This is a genomic window from Paenibacillus sp. FSL R5-0766 (genome assembly GCF_037971845.1).
GTDB lineage: Bacteria > Bacillota > Bacilli > Paenibacillales > Paenibacillaceae > Paenibacillus.
Window position 1 is genome coordinate 3404399 of the sequence record NZ_CP150227.1, and the last position, 18297, is coordinate 3422695.

Genomic DNA, 18297 nt, shown 5'->3' on the forward strand with positions numbered 1-18297 from the left:
ACAGAGAGGGATTAAAGATTGAAACTATAATCCAAATATTTTTTATTATGAGGAGGATAAACTATGAATAAGAGAAAAACGAAGAAAGTTAGTACGGTAATGATTTGTATTCTATCGTTATTTTTGGCATCTTCAACAGTCCTGGCTAATACTGCATCTTCACCGTATAGTACACCCAAAATTAAGGGACACACGTACACTTTCACATCTGAAGTATGGACTCGAAATTTTACTACAGGTACGACTGCTGAAGCCGTTGCATCAGTGAAGGCTTCAGCAAGTGTTCCAAATGGATATATGGGAGCTATGGCTAGATTGTACACATCTGGCGGAAGCTTAAAAGCTTCAAGTTCCATGACATATAATACGTCGAAAACCTCTAGTTTTTTTGTCTACTCTCCAAGAATAACGACTAAAACGACGTATTATGCTCAGAACGTTGGTGAATTCTATAATGGGAATGGATACACTCGGTATACTGGATACAAGTCGCCACACTTAAAGTTATCGAACGTAAATTCATCAAATGTTTTATTTGAAAACAACACTGAAACATCGGAAACGATTCACGAATTATTGCTTCAAACTAAATATGATGTCAATTCACACGGCGATACCTATGGCTCAGCATTATCTGAACCAATCATTGGGGTTGAACCCGATTTGATTGCTGCAATTGGCACCAATGGAATCGAGGGTTATCTAAAAGCTGAAGATCTTACACCTAAAATCACTACCATCGAAGAAGCCTTAGCACAAACACAAGTGAATGGTACTGTTCGAACGATTCATTTGTATGGTGTAGAAGGAGACAATATTATTGGAGAATTTGATGTAGTTACTGATTATAAAGTAGAATAGAAATTTTCCAGAGTAAAAGAGCCGCTAAATTTGCGGCTTTTTTGGGTTAAGCTATCCATTTTAATTAAGTTGCTTAGCCGTATTCTTTGCCAAAGTCCTCCATCTTTTCAAGGATCGGTAGTAACTTCATTCCCTTGTCTGTTAACGAATACTCAACTCGCGGAGGAACTTCCGGATATACATCACGTTGAATAACACCATCATTCTCTAACTCTTTAAGCTGCTTTGTGAGGGAGCCTTGAGACAGATCTCCAAGGAATTTTTTGATATCCGTATATCGCCGTGTTTCGTCTTTTAGGTACCATAAGATAAAATATTTCCAACGCCCAGAAAGGACATTCTGAGTAAAAGCAATGGCGTACATGTCACTTTTTCCATCTATAAACTCTTGTTCAAATCCTTCATTGCAAACTCTCATTCATATCACTCCTGATCCAAAGGTACAAAAAGATGTACTATGTTCATTTAAATTGCCCTCTTTGCAAACAAAACAAATACACCTATGATGGTGTCAACACCAAAACAATTTTAGTTTACCTAAAATGTGAAAGAATAATAATGTTATCTCGATTGAATAGTTAGCAAGCTAAATAAAATATATCATAGAAATGAGTGACTTATAAGGGCTGGAGACAAATCAATATTCAATCATACTGTAAATATTAACAAGGGAGATGTTTAACAATGAGTAAAAAAATTCGTACAGGTATCATAGGAGCATCCATTAATAACGGGTGGGCGAGCGGAACCCATATTCCAGCTATTCAGCATTTGGATGAATTCGAGCTTACAGCGGTTGGGACAAGTAATATGGTGAGTGCAAAGAAAAGCGCAGAAGCTTTCCGGGCAGATCATGGCTTTGATAATATGGAGGAGTTGGCTCAGCACCCTGATGTGGATATGGTTGTTGTCAGTATTAACGTCAAGGAACATTATAATGCAGTCAAAGCCATCGCTCCTGCTGGCAAACCAATCTATTGTGAATGGCCACTGGGTTCTAATACAGAGGAAGCGCTTGAAATGCAGGAATGGGTAGCATCCGCACAACTGCCAAATGCAATTGGATTACAGGCTAGACAAGCCCCGGCCCTTCAATACGTAAAAGATTTATTGGCAGACGGTTATGTCGGTAAAGTGTTATCTGCCAACCTGAAGATCTCCATAGATGGCATGGGTGGTGTTGGTGACAAGTCGACTGCGTACTTGTATGACCGGAAAGTTGGAGGGAACTTGCTGACCATTGTAGGGGGCCATAATCTGGATGCCTTCACTTTCATGCTTGGGGACTTTACAGAATTGTCTGCCACCACAGCTCAACAGTTTCCAGAAGTTGAATTGGTAGATATTCAGAAAGTCATCAAGAAAACAACGGATGATCAGATCATGATTACAGGAAAATTGACTAATGGGGCAGCAGCCAGTGTCCATATTCAAGGTGGAGTCAAACATCAGACAGGACTCACACTTGAAATCTTCGGAGAAAACGGCACGATTGTTCTGAGCGCCCCTGCATCCATTCAATTCGGATCACATCAATTACGCGGTGCAGGATCTACGGACAACGAGCTTCGTGAACTAACCATTCCCGATGCCTATTACTCGGCTCCAAATTCTCTATATAACGACTCCGGATTTGTTCTAAACATGGCTCAGGCTTATCGCAAGTTTGCCAAAGATATTCAAGAAGGCACTACCTTAGCACCTACTTTCGAGGATGCGGTGAAACTACATCAGTTACTGGATGCCGTCGAGAAATCAGCCCAGACCGGTGAACGTCAATATCTATAACCCTGCCTCAACGGGAACAAAATCGGATCCATCCATATACTTAGCATGCTAAATATATTCGCGCTATAGTAAGGGCACACATTGTGCCTTTCCAGAACGAAGGAGAAAATCGTTATGAAAAAAAGAAGTGAAATGCAACTGGCTTTACAGATGGTTTCGGGTTATGGAGCCGAATTTAGCGCATGGAGAATGCCTGGCACGGATCCTGCAGCTTACACCAATATGGATAGTTATGTAGAACGGGCTAAATTAGCTGAACAAGGAAAATTTCAAATGATTTTCATCGCTGATACTCCAGCATTATCCAATAATTTAGGCCCACAGACGCCTATGTTTCCTATGGACCCCATGTTGGCACTTATGGCAGTAGCAAGAGAGACACAACACATCGGGCTTGTTGCTACCCTATCTACAACATTCAATTATCCCTACAACATTGCACGTCAGTTCAAAGCACTGGATGTTATCAGTCATGGACGTGTCGGATGGAATGCGGTTACCACATCCGATCCCCTAGCGGCGGCTAATTTCGGTGCCCGGGTTGAAAATCGCCAAGAACGCTATGACAAGGCACATGAAAGCATACAAATTGTTCAGGCCTTGTGGGGGAGTTGGGAGCCAGACGCTTGGACGTTAGATGTAGAAGGAGGGGAATATGCTGATATGGACAAAATCCAGCCTATTAACCTTCAGGGTCAATATTATGCATCTCGTGGTCCTTTGCCCATTCCCCCCTCTGAGCAAGGGCAGCCAGTAATTTTCCAGGCAGGGGGAGGAGGAGAAGGATTAGAATTAGCTGGGAAATATGCTTCCGGAGTGTACGCCAATCCTTATGATATTACGTCTGCTCGTGAACACAGACAAGCCATAAGGCAAAGTGCTGCCCGTTTTGGTCGAAACCCCGATGATATTAAAATGTTTGCAGGTTTTATGTTTTCTCTGGCTTCAACGGAGGAAGAAGCTCTGGATCGTCGGAAACAGCTTATGAGTTTTAATCCCCAGGAAATCCCCAGCAGGGTAAGTTACCTCGGCTCCATGGTTGGTTTACCCTTATCGGTAAACTCCGTAGATATAGATCAACCTTTAGCGGCAGACTTGTTGAAAAATGCATATGCCAACCCCATGGACCCACGTTCTCCGAGAGCCTTAAAGTTATTAAAAGAAGGACTCTCTGTAAGGGATGTTCTCGCTCACGGGGTCATCAACTATCATCCGGTTGTTGCAGGCACCCCGACACAGGTTGCTGACTTCTTGGAAGAATGGTTTTTGGCTGAAGCCTGTGACGGATTCTCAGTTGTGCCCGATGTATCTTTTGATGGCGTTGCAGATTTTGTGAATCAGGTAGTACCTATCTTGCAGGAACGCGGTTTGTTCCATAAGGAATATGAAGGAAAAACACTACGCGAGAATATGGGCGTTCCTTACGAATACGGATTGCAGGAACATGGAATCAACGAATAAAGGAGAGGTTTTTTAATGAATAACACACTCGAATTGCTTCAAAACCATACATCGTTTCGTTCTTACACATCTCAACCCCTAACTGATGAACAAATAGATGCAATATTTCAGGCAGCAAATCAGACTTCATCGTTCAGTCTTCTGCAGGCGGTATCCATTATACGCATCACAGATCCAGTACTTCGAAAAAAAGTCAGACATCTGTGTGTCGATCAACCCTATATTGAAGAAGCGGCCGAATTCTGGGTCTTCTGTGCAGATTTCAACCGAAATCATGAAATCGCTCCGGATGTGGATATTGAATATATTGAATTTCTGTTGATTGGTTCATTCGATGCTGGCCTGATGGCACAAAATGCGTTAACCGCGGCTGAATCGTTGGGACTTGGCGGAGTGTTCATTGGTGGGGTCAGAGCTAATATTAGCGAACTATCTGACGCATTGAATTTACCTAAATATGTTATCCCTCTGGTGGGATTATGTATCGGTAATCCAGCTGGAGATAAGCCGGAACTGAAACCTCGGCTCCCTCAATCCATGGTATTGCTTGATAATCAATACCAACCAATGGATCAAGAGAAATTAGCAATTTATGATGAGACCATGCTGAAGTATTATGAAAATCGTCCGACGAGAGCTCCTTTCACCGTAAAAAAAGTAAAAGGATGGAGTGACCATATCCAGGATCACCTCGAGAGAAGTATTCAACCGCAAATGATGACCTATTTGAACAAGCAAGGTTTTGCCAAAAAATAAGGACTAAACCAATCTTTCGGGTGAAACTTGGATAGGAAAAGGCCCTTAAAGACGACACTAAGGTAAATTGACACCTGTATATCTCCATGATACATTTAGTCTGCTAAATATAATTCGGATGTTAGGGAGGGATCGTTTATGACAGATACAGTAGATTGTGAAATTCGACAGTCTTTAGATCGAATTTCCTCCCAAATGCGACGAAATTATAGTGAATCTCTACGGGAACTTAATCTCTATGTAGGACAAGATAATCTGTTGTATCGGCTGTGGTTGGGTGATGGGGTAACCCAGATGCAACTAAGTGAACATATGAAATGCGAACCACCAACGATTACAAACATGGTCAAATCACTGGAGCAGAACGGATTTATATATCGCAAACGTGATGTACAGGATGCAAGGATTATGCGTATCTTTTTAACCGATAAGGGCAAAGAATTAGAAAAACCGGTTGAGTATAAATGGAGAGAGCAGCAAGAGAAACTACTTCAATCCATTTCTTCGGAAGATCGGCTGATATTGAGGCAATTCATGCAACAAATGGAGCGAAATATCTTATAACTTATGCCAAGCTTACGCAAGCTAAATGAAATGAACGAAACTGAGCCGCTATTATAGCGGCTTTTTTTATTGCCAATAGCTATACATCCTTGCCAGAACAAAGAATTTGTACTGTCAGTTTCGGAATTTACGATTACACCTCTAATGCTGGGATAAGATTGTGATAATTCAAGTTAATTTTGTTCATTTAGATGTTTAAGAGATTACAGTACACTGAAAGAACATACAAACGGAACACACTAAACATGAAAATGTGAGGAATTATAATTCGTTGGAGGTTTTAACGTGAAGACCAAAAATATCTGGTTTAATCAACCTGCTGGAACATGGGAAGAGGCATTGCCTATCGGAAATGGAACTCTTGGAGGCATGATTTTTGGGAAAACACAGATCGAGAGAATTCAGCTTAATGAAGATAGTCTGTGGTATGGTGGACCGATGCAGCGGAATAATCCTCAAGCACTTGAATCTTTATCTCAGATCAGAAACCTGATTTTTGACGGTAAGATTAGGGAAGCAGAAGAACTCGCAGCAGATACTCTGGTAGGTGTTCCTGACGGGCAAAGACATTATGAGCCATTAGGGGACTTCTATATCGCTATGGACCACAGTGAACATGAACCGAATGATTATCAAAGACATCTCGATCTGGAACATGGCAAGGTAAACGTGAATTATACCGCAGATCAATCCATTTACAGCCGTGATTATTTTGCCAGCTACCCGGATCAAGTACTCGTTGTTCATCTCAAATCTAGCGTACCTGGAAAGTTAACTTTCTCCACTATTTTTGGCAGGGGAACCGTTCTGCAATCAACATCCTATTCAGATATTCTTAAGCATCCTGTTGGTTTCCAATCCTATCTGGACCGGATCGAGAGGCGTGGAACGAATAACTTGATCATCCGGGGAAGAAGTGGGGGAGAAGAAGGAATCCGATTTTGTTGTGCGATTCGCCTTATATCTGAAGGAGGGCAGGTTCATTATTCAAGCGGTCAGCTTTCTCTGAAGGATGGTAATTCAGCGACTATTCTAATCACGGCGTGCACGGATTTCCGAGTACCCAAGGAACAACTCGAAGTGGAGTGCCTCCGCAGAATTGATGCTGCTTCCGCAAAGTCATATAGCGAACTGCTCGCCGATTATGTCTCGGACTATCAATCCTTATTCGAAAAGATGGATATACATCTCGAAGATGAAAATAAAGATGTGATATGTTCCGAACTTCCAATCGATCAGCGCCTTGAGCGGCTTAGAGCTGGTCAGCATGATCCGGAACTGATGAGTCTATACTTTCAATTTGGTCGTTATCTGCTTATCTCAAGCAGTCGTCCAGGTTCTTTACCGGCAAACCTTCAAGGGATATGGAATAAAGACATGCTTCCTGTATGGGATAGCAAATATACGATTAATATTAATACACAGATGAACTACTGGCCTGCAGAAAGCTGCAATCTGTCTGAATGTCACGTTCCATTGTTTGATTTTATAGATCGACTGCAAGTCCGGGGAAAGGAAACCGCTAGAACCATGTATGGATGCAAGGGGTTCGTTGCTCATCACAATTCGGATATCTGGGCAGACGCTGCTCCGCAGGATGTATGCATGACATCGACGTTTTGGACTATGGGAGGAGCATGGCTTTCATTACATCTATGGGACCACTACGAATACAATAAAGATGTTCAATTTCTCAAAAAAGCTTACGCCACGATGAAAGATGCGGCTATGTTTATTCTGGATTATCTAATCGAGGATCCTTCCGGCAATTGGGTGATATGTCCTTCGTCCTCACCGGAAAATCGCTATATATTAGATAATGGAGAGTCGGGGGCTTTATGTTTTGGTGCTTCAATGGACAATCAGATTATTAGAGAACTCTTCACGCGTTGCATTGAAAGTACCCGAATATTGCAAGAAGATCAGGAATTTGGAGAATTACTTCGTAGTGCTTTAACCAAAATACCGGAGACCTCCATTGGCAAACATGGCCAGATCCAAGAGTGGAGTAACGATTATGATGAATTGGAACCTGGTCACAGACATATTTCCCATTTATTCGCTTTGCATCCTGGAACGCAAATTACGTTGCAATCAACGCCTGACCTGGCCAAGGCAGCTCGAGTAACACTCGACAGAAGACTGGAACACGGTGGTGGACACACAGGATGGAGCAGGGCGTGGATTCTCAACATGTGGGCACGATTAGAGGAGTCGGAACTTGCACACGATAACATCGTGGAACTTCTACGATCCTCCACGTTACCCAATCTGTTTTGTGACCATCCTCCATTTCAAATTGATGGGAACTTTGGAGGTACTGCAGGTATAGCAGAGATGCTTCTCCAGAGCCATAACGAAGTAATCAGATTGTTACCTGCTTTGCCGGCAGCGTGGCCAAAAGGATATATTCGTGGTATTCGGGCTCGGGGCGGATTTGAAATAGATCTGGAATGGGAAAATGGTCGTCTGTTAAATACCAGAATTCGTTCTATTGAAGAAACAAGAGTAACCGTGTCCTATCTGGACCAAAAAATAGAATTAACCTTTCCTGGCCCCAATGCTATGATTGAACTAAAAGGATACGACTGGAATAATCAATAAGAATTTACCGATTACCTGAGCGAATACCGGCTGACAAAATTGCCGGGTAAATTCGCTCTTTTTTTTGCTGAAATAAGATATAGGCAAAAGTTGGCGTGTTTTTGCTCAATACAATGTTTAAAGAAGACTTCTATATTTAACAAATTTACCAGGTGAAGTGCCGACCTGCTTGGTGAAGCTGCGAATAAAATTGGCATAATCTCCAAAACCGGATTGATAACAGGCCTCTGTAATACTTAAACCTTCGATTAAATAAGATTTCGACAGCTCTATACGGCGACTAAGAATGTATGCTCGAATCGTGAGTCCGGTATGCTTTTTGAATTGTCGACTAATATAGCTGCTATTCGTGAACATAGCCTCTGACAATTGTTGGAGCGTCAGTTGCCTCGTCAGATTACATTCAATGTAATCCATCGTGTTTCGAACTAGTTCAGGCATAATATCCGTTGCAACAAAATCCGTATTTTGAAAAGTTAGATTTGTTAGAAGGAGTAGCTGTGTAATCAAAATATTCCCCAGAATATCCGCTCCATAGTCACTTGATGAGAGACACTGTTCAAGCTCGCCAGTTAATTGCAGCACTCGTTGAAGCTCTTCCTCTTCAAGATGTACGATATTACCCTTACCCTTGGGACGGTAGTCGAAACATGCGGATAAGTTGGTGCTTGAAGTAGACAAGCGGTTCAGATATGACTTTTTCAGATTTATGGTAATTCTCTCATATTCGTTTTTGTCCAAGGCAAAGGAACGGTGCATCTCCTCCGGGCTAAGAACGAGCAGATCGCCACGTTCCAAATGGTAACAACGGTTCTCAATATAGAAGTTTACATTGCCACGAAGAAATATGTAAAGTTCATATGCATTATGTCGATGATAAAACGTTCCCATATTATACGTGGTGGTGCGATGAAGGTACAACAGCTCATTCTGGATTGGATCAAACAGGTATTCTGAAGTCTCATTCATATCAGATATATGACCTCCTTGTCGTTTCGCGCAATAAATATAGCCGTTTGTGCAATGAAATTGCAGACGTGAACCTATAAAATGTAACCATCCTAGCATGATGGATACATAATTGCAAGCGTTTCCACTCAGGTGTGTACAACGCGATTGGAGGAAAAGATGGATCTGATTTTCACGGCTAGAAGTAAAGTGCAGGACACCGTAGAATACACGGCACTGGACAAGCATGCTCTCAAAGCTAGCGTAAAAGTAATAAGCGGAAACGGCAGTGCAGAAGCTCCATGGCAAGCCGACATTCAGATTTACAACGAGGGACAGAATGCCTGGGCAGGGGTTATTCATGTGGAAATGCCGTTGGACAAACAGAATCCGAGGTTTTTTTTGCCTGCATTTATGTATGGCCACAACAGGGGCGAAGCACCCCAGAATGTTCCAAATGAGTTCCCCAGACTAAGGGAGGGCAGTCCTTCTCGCCCTTCATCACCTTGGTGGATGGTCCGAAGTGATCGTCTGTCTCATCCAGCTGCACTTATCTATGATGAAGGTCGGATTGTTGGTCTAAGCGCAAGTCCCTACTGGATCAATACAGGAAACCAGAAGCAGCAATGGTATCCAGGAATGGAAGGAACGTTCGTGCAATATGGGGGATTCACATGTTCTATTGAAAAGGGTACGGTCGGATATACGCTGGGATATGAGAATGCTCCGTTGTTATTTATCAAATCCAGACTTGTCCATGAGCGAGCTGCCCTTGGAGAAAATTGTTTTGAACTTGCTGCAGGTGAATCGATTGGGCTCACACTTGAACTATATAACTACGAGTCTGAATCAGAACTGGGCATCAATCCAGCACTGGAAACAATCTATAAGAGGTATCACGAAAAACCAAGAGAAGGAAGTGACACTCAGACAACGGTAACGGATTTGTCCAATGCCATCTATGAGTATGCCTGGCTTCCGGAGGATCGTCATTACTCTACATTTGTATATGAAGATGCTGCTGAAACCGGTGGCTACCGATACAACAAAATTATCTCAATCAGTTGGACCAATGGTATGACCATCGCTGCACCAATGCTTATGGCCGCACTGCGCCTGAATAATGAGCTCATGCGACAGCAGGCGTTATCCTGTATTACCAATATTATCGAGAATGCCATGAATCCCGAATCCGGACTTCCGTATGACGCTTATCAGGATGGGATCTGGAGTGTTAAAGGCTGGTGGTTCGACGGCATGCGTACCCCAGGACATTCCTCTTACCTTGTAGCTCAAGCGATGTTCTACATTCTGAAAAGCTACGATTATGAGAAGCGCATTCGAAATGTGAGACACGATGATTGGCTTGCTTACGTCAAACAAATACTCGATCGTCTGGAGTGCACGAAGAATACGGATGGAGAATATCCCACCATTTTGTCAGAGCGTACAGGAGCAGGTCTTGAATATGATGCCTTTAGTGGGGTCTGGTGTCTTGCTGCCAAGGCATATTACTGTTGGTTAACCCATGATGAATCTTCTCTGGAAGAGCTCAGACGAAGTGAAGCCCACTATTACAACACCTATGTGCAACACATGGAATGTTACGGCGCTCCACTGGATGCGGACAAGGCAGTGGATTCGGAAGGCATCCTGGCTTACATCAAAGCTGTTCGGTTTCTGCATGCGTTGACCGGTGACGAGCTGTTTCTAGATCACATGAGAGATGCAATCAGTTATGAATTCAGCTTCAAATTTTGTTACAACTCACCTATTAAGATTCCGCCACTCAGTACGTTAGGCTGGTCCAGTTCCGGGGGAAGTGTTACTTCAGTAGCTAATCCGCATATTCATCCCATGTCCAGCAATCTAGTGGATGAGCTATTGTATTATGTTGGACAGCGGGAAGAGAATTATGTTCGTCAACGTATGATGGATACCATCGGGTGGGGTTGTCAGACCTATAATCGTTATGAACAAGAATTCGGCTATGGCAAAAAAGGATGGATGTCTGAACGCTTCTGTCATTCGGAAGGACTGGTCACTGAAAAATATGCGGATGGTACGCCAGCCAGCACCTGGTTTTGCCTGATGCCATGGGCCAGTGGATCGATCATCGAAGGCCTCGTTGGCGACTATTGGGAATATGCGCGACATGAATGAATTGCAATAACTATAAAAGTCACCATATTAGATTCATTCCGCCGATAGGGAGAGATGCTACCGGCGGTTTATTTTCGTTGGAGGAAAGGGGACACACGGATGTTAAAAGTATTACTGGTAGATGACGAGATGTATGTACGAAAGGGACTGTATGAACTCATAGATTGGATGGATCTTAATATGGAGATTATCGGAGAGGCAGAGAACGGTGCAGAGGCATTAAATCTGATTGAAAGCCTGCAACCAGACGTGATTATAACAGATATCCGCATGCCAATCCTGGATGGATTGGAACTGATACGTGCCGTAGAGAAAATGCCACTTCTGGAACCTGTGTTCATTATCATCAGTGGTTATCATGACTTCAAATATGCACAGCAGGCAATCAGGTACGGTGTTCATGACTATATCCTGAAGCCTATTGATGATGAAGAACTGACGACGACGTTGCAGAAGTCGGCTAATCTGATTTGCAATAAAAGAAAACATATTTTTTTGGCTGAGGGACAGGCCAGTAACATCATGCTGGAGGATGTGATCAAAGGCCATGTACAGAAGGAGGATGAACACCGATATGCCGAGATGCTTGGGATCAATCGTAACTCCAGTCTGCTCATGACTTTGATTGAACTTCAGACCGGATTAGATGAAATTAAAATTACCATTGAACAGCTACGTGAAGCAGTACATTCTCTGGAGAGTAATTTATGCAAAATGTTCATCAGTGAGCAACAACGTGGCACGTTTGCATTATTACTGTTGTGGCCTGATCATCATCAAGGGGGTCCGGCGTTACAGGATAAACTGCACAATATTCATATAACACTGAGCAAAAGGTTTAACCTGGATATCGGTCTTTACGCAGGAACACTCGTCAAAGAAATTGGTGATGTCCCACAATCCCTTATGGCGGCTGAAGAAGCAGCCAAGCATAAATATGCTGAAACTGGTGGTGTCGTACGTTATACGGAGATCAAGGACAAACCGCTGTTTGTTTTCAATGTATACCAGGACGAGGTGGATCACTTAATTTTGAGCCTGGAAGAGGGGAATAGACCTGCGTACCACAAGATTGTAGAAGAGAAATTCAAATTGTTTCATATGAATCGATTTTCTCCTCAAGCTGTATCGGGTTCTCTTTTGCGTTATATAACGGGTATTCTCGCTGTAGTCAACGAAATGGGTGGTAATGATGAAGGGTTGCAGCAGCTGAAAGAGCTAGCACAACAAAGTCATGAAGGTTGGAATTTACGACTAATGAAAAATGCTTTTCTCACCGCGCTGGAGGAAGCCGAGGATTATGTCTCTCATCTGCGGATGGAACGATCCAAAGGAGATATCAGCAAGATCAAACGATATATTGATGCAAATTATACCGAGAACATCAATCTCAAAAGCATTGCTGCACTCTTCTACATGAATCCCGTTTATCTTGGGCGATTATTCCGCAAAAGCTACAATCAATATTTCAATGACTATCTGCTGAACCTGCGGATTCATGAGGCGAAGAAGTTATTGCGCCAGACGGATCTGAGAATGTACGAGGTTGCTGCACGCGTAGGATTTCAGAATGCGGATTATTTTGTAACCCAGTTTGAGAAACTTGTTAAGTTATCGCCTACAGAATATCGCAATCTCCTTATGGGAAATGAGCAGCGAGGTGCACAATGCCAAGATGGAACCTGAATTACATGAAGCTTCGAGATAAACTACTACTGATGTATGTCCTGTCCGTGTTTATTCCCATCGTTGTTACCAATGTGGTGTTCTATAATGTCACATCCACCAATATTCGTAGTCAGAAAACTCGTGATGCCGGCATGGCACTGAACAATCTGAAGAACGACCTGCGGGTAACCATTGATCAGGGCGTCGGTCTCTCTTATTCGTTATATACTGACCCTGTATTCAATGACACCATCTCCCGTTCATTTCAAAGTCATTTTGAGTATATTGACGCTTATAATTCCTATCTAAAAGGGAAATTCTCCGGTCAAATGAATCAGGGAATTCGCTGGTATCAAGTGTATACCGATAATTCTACCATTTTATCTTCCGGTTATATTGATCGTTTAACTGACGATGTCCGCAACTCGGACTGGTACGTTCAATTTCAGGCGTACTCCGCCCCTTATCCGGCACTGATCTCATCGGATCAGATGTTAAGTCTGGTTCAAAGGCTCGACAATCTGGACACTGGGGGGAGAGAGCAGTTACTTAAAATTGACCTGAATATGGATATGATCAAGCAGTATTTTCACAACAGCGGATTTGATGGAAAAGTGTATCTTCTTGATCCGGGGGGACATATCCAATTTTCAAATGATCCTACAGCAGAAGAAGCTCAGACAGAGAAACGTTACAGCGAAATCCAGTTTCCGAACAAAATGATTCCCTTTGAAAATACGTATACAGGTATTAACTATCTGGAAGGGTGGTCCCTGCATGGAGTGATGGATGAAGAAATTGTGCTGAAGGAGGTGCGGAAGTCCCGTTCCTTCGTCGTATGGCTGGCTTGCATTAATTTTGTCCTGCCTTCTATTATTATCGCGGCTATGTCCAGATCCATCCATGTCAGGCTGGTGCGCATTCTGAAACATATGAAAAAAGTAAAAACACAGAATTTCCAGACGATTCCGCCTGAAGATGCAAGAGATGAAATAGGTCAACTCACGATGGAATTTAATCGAATGACCGAGACGATCCATAACCTGATTCATGAGGTATATCTCGCCGACATCCAAAAGAAAGACCTGGAGTTAAAGCAGCAGCAAGCACAGCTTCATGCGCTCCATAGTCAGATCAACCCACATTTTTTGTTTAATACGCTGGAGTCGGTACGTATGCGGAGCCTCATCAAAGGCGAGAAAGAGACTGCCAAAATCGTGCATAACATGGCCAAGATGTTTCGCAAGTCGATTAGTTGGAATCAGAATGATGTGACAGTGAAGGAAGAATTGGAACTCATTGAGAGTTTTTTGCAAATTCAAAAATACCGCTTTGGAGAAAAACTCCAATATACCATTGAGGCAGATCCTGCGGTACTGATGTACCGAATCCCCAAGATGGTTATCCTTCCCTTTGTTGAAAATGCAAGTATTCATGGAATTGAGTCATCTCCGGGTGTAGGCATCATTCAACTCTTTGTTTCAATGGAAAATGACCAGCTCCATATCAGACTAACGGATAACGGTATAGGGATGTCTCAAGCAAAATTGGAAGAGTTGTTAAGTTACCTGGATCAAAACACCGATATGGGAGAGCATGTTGGCATGAAAAATGCGTATAGTCGCTTAAAACTTTGTTATAAAAATCACTTTACATTCGACATCCAGACATGGGAAGGAGAAGGTACGCGTATCCAAATTAAGCTTCCACTTGAACCATCAGCCATGCCAGGCGACTAAATACGAGGGATATACTTTTCAAAGTAGGAGGTACACTTTCATGGGTAACTTTGAAAGCGCTATCTTGATATATTGAGAAGGCTTAAAGACACAAACAATACTTTAAGGGGGCATTTGCTACATGTTTAGAAAAAAAAACATTATAACAGGTCTGGCCATTTTACTGGCTGTAACCCTGGCAGGTTGTAATAAAGCCAGCCCGGAAGCCTCTTATCCTGACAGTAATGACAACACCCCGGTCACCTTTAAATATTTCACGTTTGGCGGTGGCAAGAAGGACATTCTGGCAAGCAGCACGACCATTGGCAAGAAGTTACAGGAACAAACAGGCGTTGACTGGAAGATGGAATATCTGGTCGGTGACGGTGCAACCAAGGCAGGTGTAATGATTGCGAGTGGGGATTACCCCGACATCATCGACTCCAGTGGTGAAATGGCCAAATTGATGGATGCAGGATCTTTTATCCCGCTGGATGAACTGATCGATCAATACGGGCCTAACATCAAGCGGGTATACGGGCCTTATATGGACAAATTCAGACAGGAGGATGGAAAGATCTATTTCTTGCCATACACTGCCAACATCGGTTATGTGTCAGAGCCTAATTTTCAGACCGGCTTTTATATTCAGCGTGCTGTGTTAAAAGAGTTTAACTACCCCAAGATCAAAACGCTGGACGAATATTTTGACTTGATTGAGCAATACAAGCAAAAACATCCGCAGATCGATGGAAAAGAAACCATCGGCTTCGCCACACTTGCGGGTGAATCGGGCAGCTTTTTCACCCTGCTAAATCCGGCTATGCATCTGGCAGGTTATCCAAACGATGGCAGTGTGATGGTGGATATGCAGAGTCATGAAGCCAAACTGGTAGCCGGATCTGACTATCAGAAACAATGGATTCAGAAGCTGAGCGAGGTTAACGCACAGGGGATGTTTGATCCTGAATCCTTCACAATGAACCAGGATCAGTATCTCGCCAAGTTGACGTCCGGTCGGGTGCTGGGATATTTCAGTTACTCCTGGCAGGTTGGAGACGCAACGAACAATCTCAAGAAGGCTGGTATTGACGATAAACGATACGTATCTCTACCGATCGTATTTGATGACAGTGTCAAAGACCAGTATGTGGACCCGCCAGGTTTTGTGAACAACTACGGTGTCGGAATTACCGTAAATGCCAAAGATCCCGTGCGAATTATTAAATATTTTGATAATTTGCTCAAGGAAGAAAACCAGATTCTGGTTCAATGGGGTGTTGAGAACGAGACGTATAGTGTGAATGATGAGGGCCGCTTTTACTTTGAAAATGATGACCAACGCAAAGCACATGAAGATCCGGAATTAAGTCGTAAATTCGGCTTTGACTATTTTAATTACAGCTGGCCTCGTTACGGGAATAATTCCGTGCTGGAGGATGGTAACGCCTATGGACCAGGCAATCAACCAGAAGTGGCTACCTTTAGTTACACGGACGGAGACAAGCTGTTGTTAGAGAAATATGGTGTGGAGACATTCACAGAATTATTCAGCACACCGGATGAGCGTCCTTGGTCTCCTGCTTGGTCCATTGCATTGGAGCAGGGCTCTCCTGAACAGATTTTTATCACCAAGGCAGAAGATCTCCAGAAGAAATATTTACCCAAAATGATTATGGACTCACCTTCCACTTTCGAGAACACATGGAATGAATATATGAGTCAATTGAATCAACTCGACAAGAAAACATACGAAGCTACGATAACCCAGGCAGTTAAGGATCGTGTAGCTGGCAAATGGTGAGTGTAATCCATGAGAGAAAACACGGAACGGGGGAATATTCACATGTTAAAACCAAAATTTAGAACAGCGGGTTTAGCTGTAGTACTAACAGTTTTGCTGGCAGGGTGCAGTCAGAACAACTCGTCATCATCACCTTCAGCCACAGGTGATGATGAGAACAGTCCAGTCACGTTCTCGTATTACATGTTCTCTCCAGGCAAGAAGGATGTTCTGGCAAGCGAAACTACCATCGGTAAAGCGTTGCAAGAGCAGACGGGTGTGGACTGGAAGATGGAATATCTGGTAGGTGATAGTGCTACAAAAGCCGGTGTCATGATTGCCAGTGGAGACTATCCTGATGTCATTAGCTCCAGTGGTGAGATGTCCAAGTTACTGGATGCCGGGGCCTATATTCCGCTGGATGATCTGATTGAGGAATACGGCCCTAATATCAAAAGGGTGTATGGACCATACTTCGATAAAATGAAAAATGCTGAAGACGGAAAAATCTATGCTCTGCCTTATACGGCTAATCAGGGTGAGTATTCAGGTAGTCCAAATGTGGGCGGAGGAGCTTTCTGGATTCAACGATCTGTGCTCAAAGAGTTTGATTATCCCAAGATCACTACACTGGATGAATATTTTGATCTAATTCAGGATTATAAGGAAAAACATCCAACTGTCGACGGTGCAGAGACGATTGGATTTGTGTCACTTGCAGGTGTGGCTAATAACTTCTTCACGCTGCAAAATCCAGCGATGCATCTTGCCGGTTATCCGAACGATGGCAGTGTCATGGTGGACATGACAACCCATGAAGCAAAAGTTGTCGCCGGAACAGATGCCCAGAAAAAATGGATTCAGAAGTTAAATGAGATCAATGCCCAAGGCATGCTAGATCCGGAATCCTTTACGATGAACAAAGACCAGTATTTGGCCAAGCTGACTTCGGGTCGTGTGTTAGGATACTTCAATTATGGCTGGCAGGTTGGAGATGCGTCCAAGAACCTGCTCTCGGCAGGCATTGATGAGAAGCGCTACGCTCCACTTCCGATTGTGTTTGATGAAGGAATCAAGGATCAGTATGTGGATCCTCCCGGCTTTGTCAACAACTATGCAACAGGTATCTCGGTGAATGCCAAAGACCCTGTTCGTATCATCAAATATTTTGATAATTTGCTGAAGGAAGAGAATCAGGTTCTGGTGCAATGGGGAATCAAGGATGAGACGTACAGTGTGGATGAAAAGGGCCGATTCTATTATGCAAATGAAGATCAACGCAAGGCTCATGATGATCTGGAGCTCAGCCGTAAATTCGGGTTCACCTACTTTGGGACAGACTGGCCGAAATATGGCGGTGAATCTACACTAACCGATGGTAACGCTTATAGCCCTGGCAACCAGCCGGAAGTGGCCGCTGCATCTTACACCGAGGGAGATAAGAAATTCCTTGAAGCCTACGGTATCCAAACCTTTAGTGAATTGTTTAACAAACCGGAAGAGCGGCCATGGTTCCCCGCATGGTCCATCGCCCTTGAGCAAGGATCACCTGAACAGATCTTCACCACCAAATCGGATGATCTGCAACGTAAATACTTACCGGAAATGATCTTGGGAGCACCATCGAATTTTGATAAGCTGTGGGATGCCTACATGGCTGAATTGAACAAATTGGACAAAGCTGGTTATGAAGCGACCATTACCAAAGTTGTGAAGGATCGTGTTGCAGGAAAATGGTAATACAAACGCTTTAAATGCGTGTTCAATAAGACCGGTTTTCAGTACCAAGAAGATGGGATGAAGCTAGAAATGGAGTAGCGGAGCGTAGGGAAAACTACGTGAGCAACGGACATTTCGGCTAAATTCCATATTCGATGCTGATGATGCCGCAAGGCGTCTTTCGTAATCAAAAGCGGACTTTTTGAACAACCTCTTTAAAATAAACTGTTACATGCGCAGGAGAAGATGACAGAGCATAAACTC

At 43.2% G+C, this 18297-nt stretch carries 13 protein-coding genes; 11 read left to right on the plus strand and 2 right to left on the minus strand.

The annotated features are described in order from the left end of the window. Positions 1-63: 63 nt before the first annotated feature. Entirely contained in the window at positions 64-861 is a 798-nt protein-coding gene (locus MKY66_RS14830) for a peptidase (protein WP_076210822.1), read from the plus strand. A gap of 73 nt (positions 862-934) precedes the next feature. Here MKY66_RS14830 and MKY66_RS14835 read toward each other — a convergent pair whose 3' ends face one another. Beyond that, a complete protein-coding gene (locus MKY66_RS14835) occupies positions 935-1279 on the minus strand; it encodes a helix-turn-helix domain-containing protein (protein WP_074095086.1) in 345 nt (114 codons plus the stop codon). A gap of 266 nt (positions 1280-1545) precedes the next feature. On the opposite strand from MKY66_RS14835, the gene MKY66_RS14840 reads away from it, so the two are divergent. The 5 genes from MKY66_RS14840 (at position 1546) to MKY66_RS14860 (ending at position 8034) form a co-directional block, all read left to right on the plus strand. Further along, positions 1546-2649, plus strand: coding sequence for a Gfo/Idh/MocA family oxidoreductase (locus tag MKY66_RS14840; protein ID WP_076210820.1), 1104 nt, complete (start codon positions 1546-1548; stop codon positions 2647-2649). Between the two features lie 114 nt (positions 2650-2763). Further along, a complete protein-coding gene (locus tag MKY66_RS14845) occupies positions 2764-4110 on the plus strand; it encodes an NtaA/DmoA family FMN-dependent monooxygenase (protein WP_076210818.1) in 1347 nt (448 codons plus the stop codon). 15 nt (positions 4111-4125) lie between these two features. After that, the gene (nfsA, locus tag MKY66_RS14850; protein ID WP_076210817.1) at positions 4126-4866 is read left to right on the plus strand and encodes an oxygen-insensitive NADPH nitroreductase; all 741 of its coding nucleotides are present in this window, start codon (positions 4126-4128) and stop codon (positions 4864-4866) included. A 138-nt stretch (positions 4867-5004) separates the two neighbouring features. Next, positions 5005-5430: a MarR family transcriptional regulator gene (locus MKY66_RS14855; RefSeq protein WP_076210814.1), complete on the plus strand. Its 426-nt coding sequence runs from the start codon at positions 5005-5007 to the stop codon at positions 5428-5430. Positions 5431-5715: 285 nt separating this feature from the next. Continuing rightward, on the plus strand, positions 5716-8034 hold the full coding sequence (locus MKY66_RS14860; protein ID WP_076210812.1) for a glycoside hydrolase family 95 protein: 2319 nt from the start codon (positions 5716-5718) through the stop codon (positions 8032-8034). Between the two features lie 117 nt (positions 8035-8151). Here MKY66_RS14860 and MKY66_RS14865 read toward each other — a convergent pair whose 3' ends face one another. Then, positions 8152-9003 (minus strand): AraC family transcriptional regulator, encoded by an 852-nt coding sequence (locus MKY66_RS14865; RefSeq protein ID WP_076210810.1) that lies wholly within the window; start codon positions 9001-9003, stop codon positions 8152-8154. Between the two features lie 159 nt (positions 9004-9162). Between MKY66_RS14865 and MKY66_RS14870 the strand changes: the two genes are divergently transcribed. The 5 genes from MKY66_RS14870 (at position 9163) to MKY66_RS14890 (ending at position 18054) form a co-directional block, all read left to right on the plus strand. Then, positions 9163-11145: a hypothetical protein gene (locus tag MKY66_RS14870; protein ID WP_076210808.1), complete on the plus strand. Its 1983-nt coding sequence runs from the start codon at positions 9163-9165 to the stop codon at positions 11143-11145. Between the two features lie 99 nt (positions 11146-11244). Next, the gene (locus MKY66_RS14875) at positions 11245-12831 is read left to right on the plus strand and encodes a response regulator (protein WP_076210806.1); all 1587 of its coding nucleotides are present in this window, start codon (positions 11245-11247) and stop codon (positions 12829-12831) included. Next, positions 12813-14552 (plus strand): sensor histidine kinase, encoded by a 1740-nt coding sequence (locus MKY66_RS14880; RefSeq protein WP_076210804.1) that lies wholly within the window; start codon positions 12813-12815, stop codon positions 14550-14552. The genes MKY66_RS14875 and MKY66_RS14880 overlap by 19 nt, the downstream gene beginning before the upstream one ends. Before the next feature lie 121 nt (positions 14553-14673). Beyond that, positions 14674-16335 carry an ABC transporter substrate-binding protein gene (locus MKY66_RS14885; protein WP_076210802.1) on the plus strand — a complete coding sequence of 554 codons (1662 nt, stop codon included), beginning with the start codon at positions 14674-14676 and terminating at the stop codon, positions 16333-16335. Between the two features lie 42 nt (positions 16336-16377). Next, a complete protein-coding gene (locus tag MKY66_RS14890; protein ID WP_076210800.1) occupies positions 16378-18054 on the plus strand; it encodes an ABC transporter substrate-binding protein in 1677 nt (558 codons plus the stop codon). Positions 18055-18297 lie beyond the last annotated feature (243 nt).

Coding starts and splice junctions, on each gene's coding strand:
- MKY66_RS14830 (WP_076210822.1), top strand. CDS start 64: ATGAATAAGAGAAAAACGAAGAAAGTTAGTACGGTAATGATTTGTATT.
- MKY66_RS14835 (WP_074095086.1), bottom strand. CDS start 1,279: ATGAGAGTTTGCAATGAAGGATTTGAACAAGAGTTTATAGATGGAAAA.
- MKY66_RS14840 (WP_076210820.1), top strand. CDS start 1,546: ATGAGTAAAAAAATTCGTACAGGTATCATAGGAGCATCCATTAATAAC.
- MKY66_RS14845 (WP_076210818.1), top strand. CDS start 2,764: ATGAAAAAAAGAAGTGAAATGCAACTGGCTTTACAGATGGTTTCGGGT.
- nfsA (WP_076210817.1), top strand. CDS start 4,126: ATGAATAACACACTCGAATTGCTTCAAAACCATACATCGTTTCGTTCT.
- MKY66_RS14855 (WP_076210814.1), top strand. CDS start 5,005: ATGACAGATACAGTAGATTGTGAAATTCGACAGTCTTTAGATCGAATT.
- MKY66_RS14865 (WP_076210810.1), bottom strand. CDS start 9,003: ATGAATGAGACTTCAGAATACCTGTTTGATCCAATCCAGAATGAGCTG.
- MKY66_RS14870 (WP_076210808.1), top strand. CDS start 9,163: ATGGATCTGATTTTCACGGCTAGAAGTAAAGTGCAGGACACCGTAGAA.
- MKY66_RS14875 (WP_076210806.1), top strand. CDS start 11,245: ATGTTAAAAGTATTACTGGTAGATGACGAGATGTATGTACGAAAGGGA.
- MKY66_RS14880 (WP_076210804.1), top strand. CDS start 12,813: ATGCCAAGATGGAACCTGAATTACATGAAGCTTCGAGATAAACTACTA.
- MKY66_RS14885 (WP_076210802.1), top strand. CDS start 14,674: ATGTTTAGAAAAAAAAACATTATAACAGGTCTGGCCATTTTACTGGCT.
- MKY66_RS14890 (WP_076210800.1), top strand. CDS start 16,378: ATGTTAAAACCAAAATTTAGAACAGCGGGTTTAGCTGTAGTACTAACA.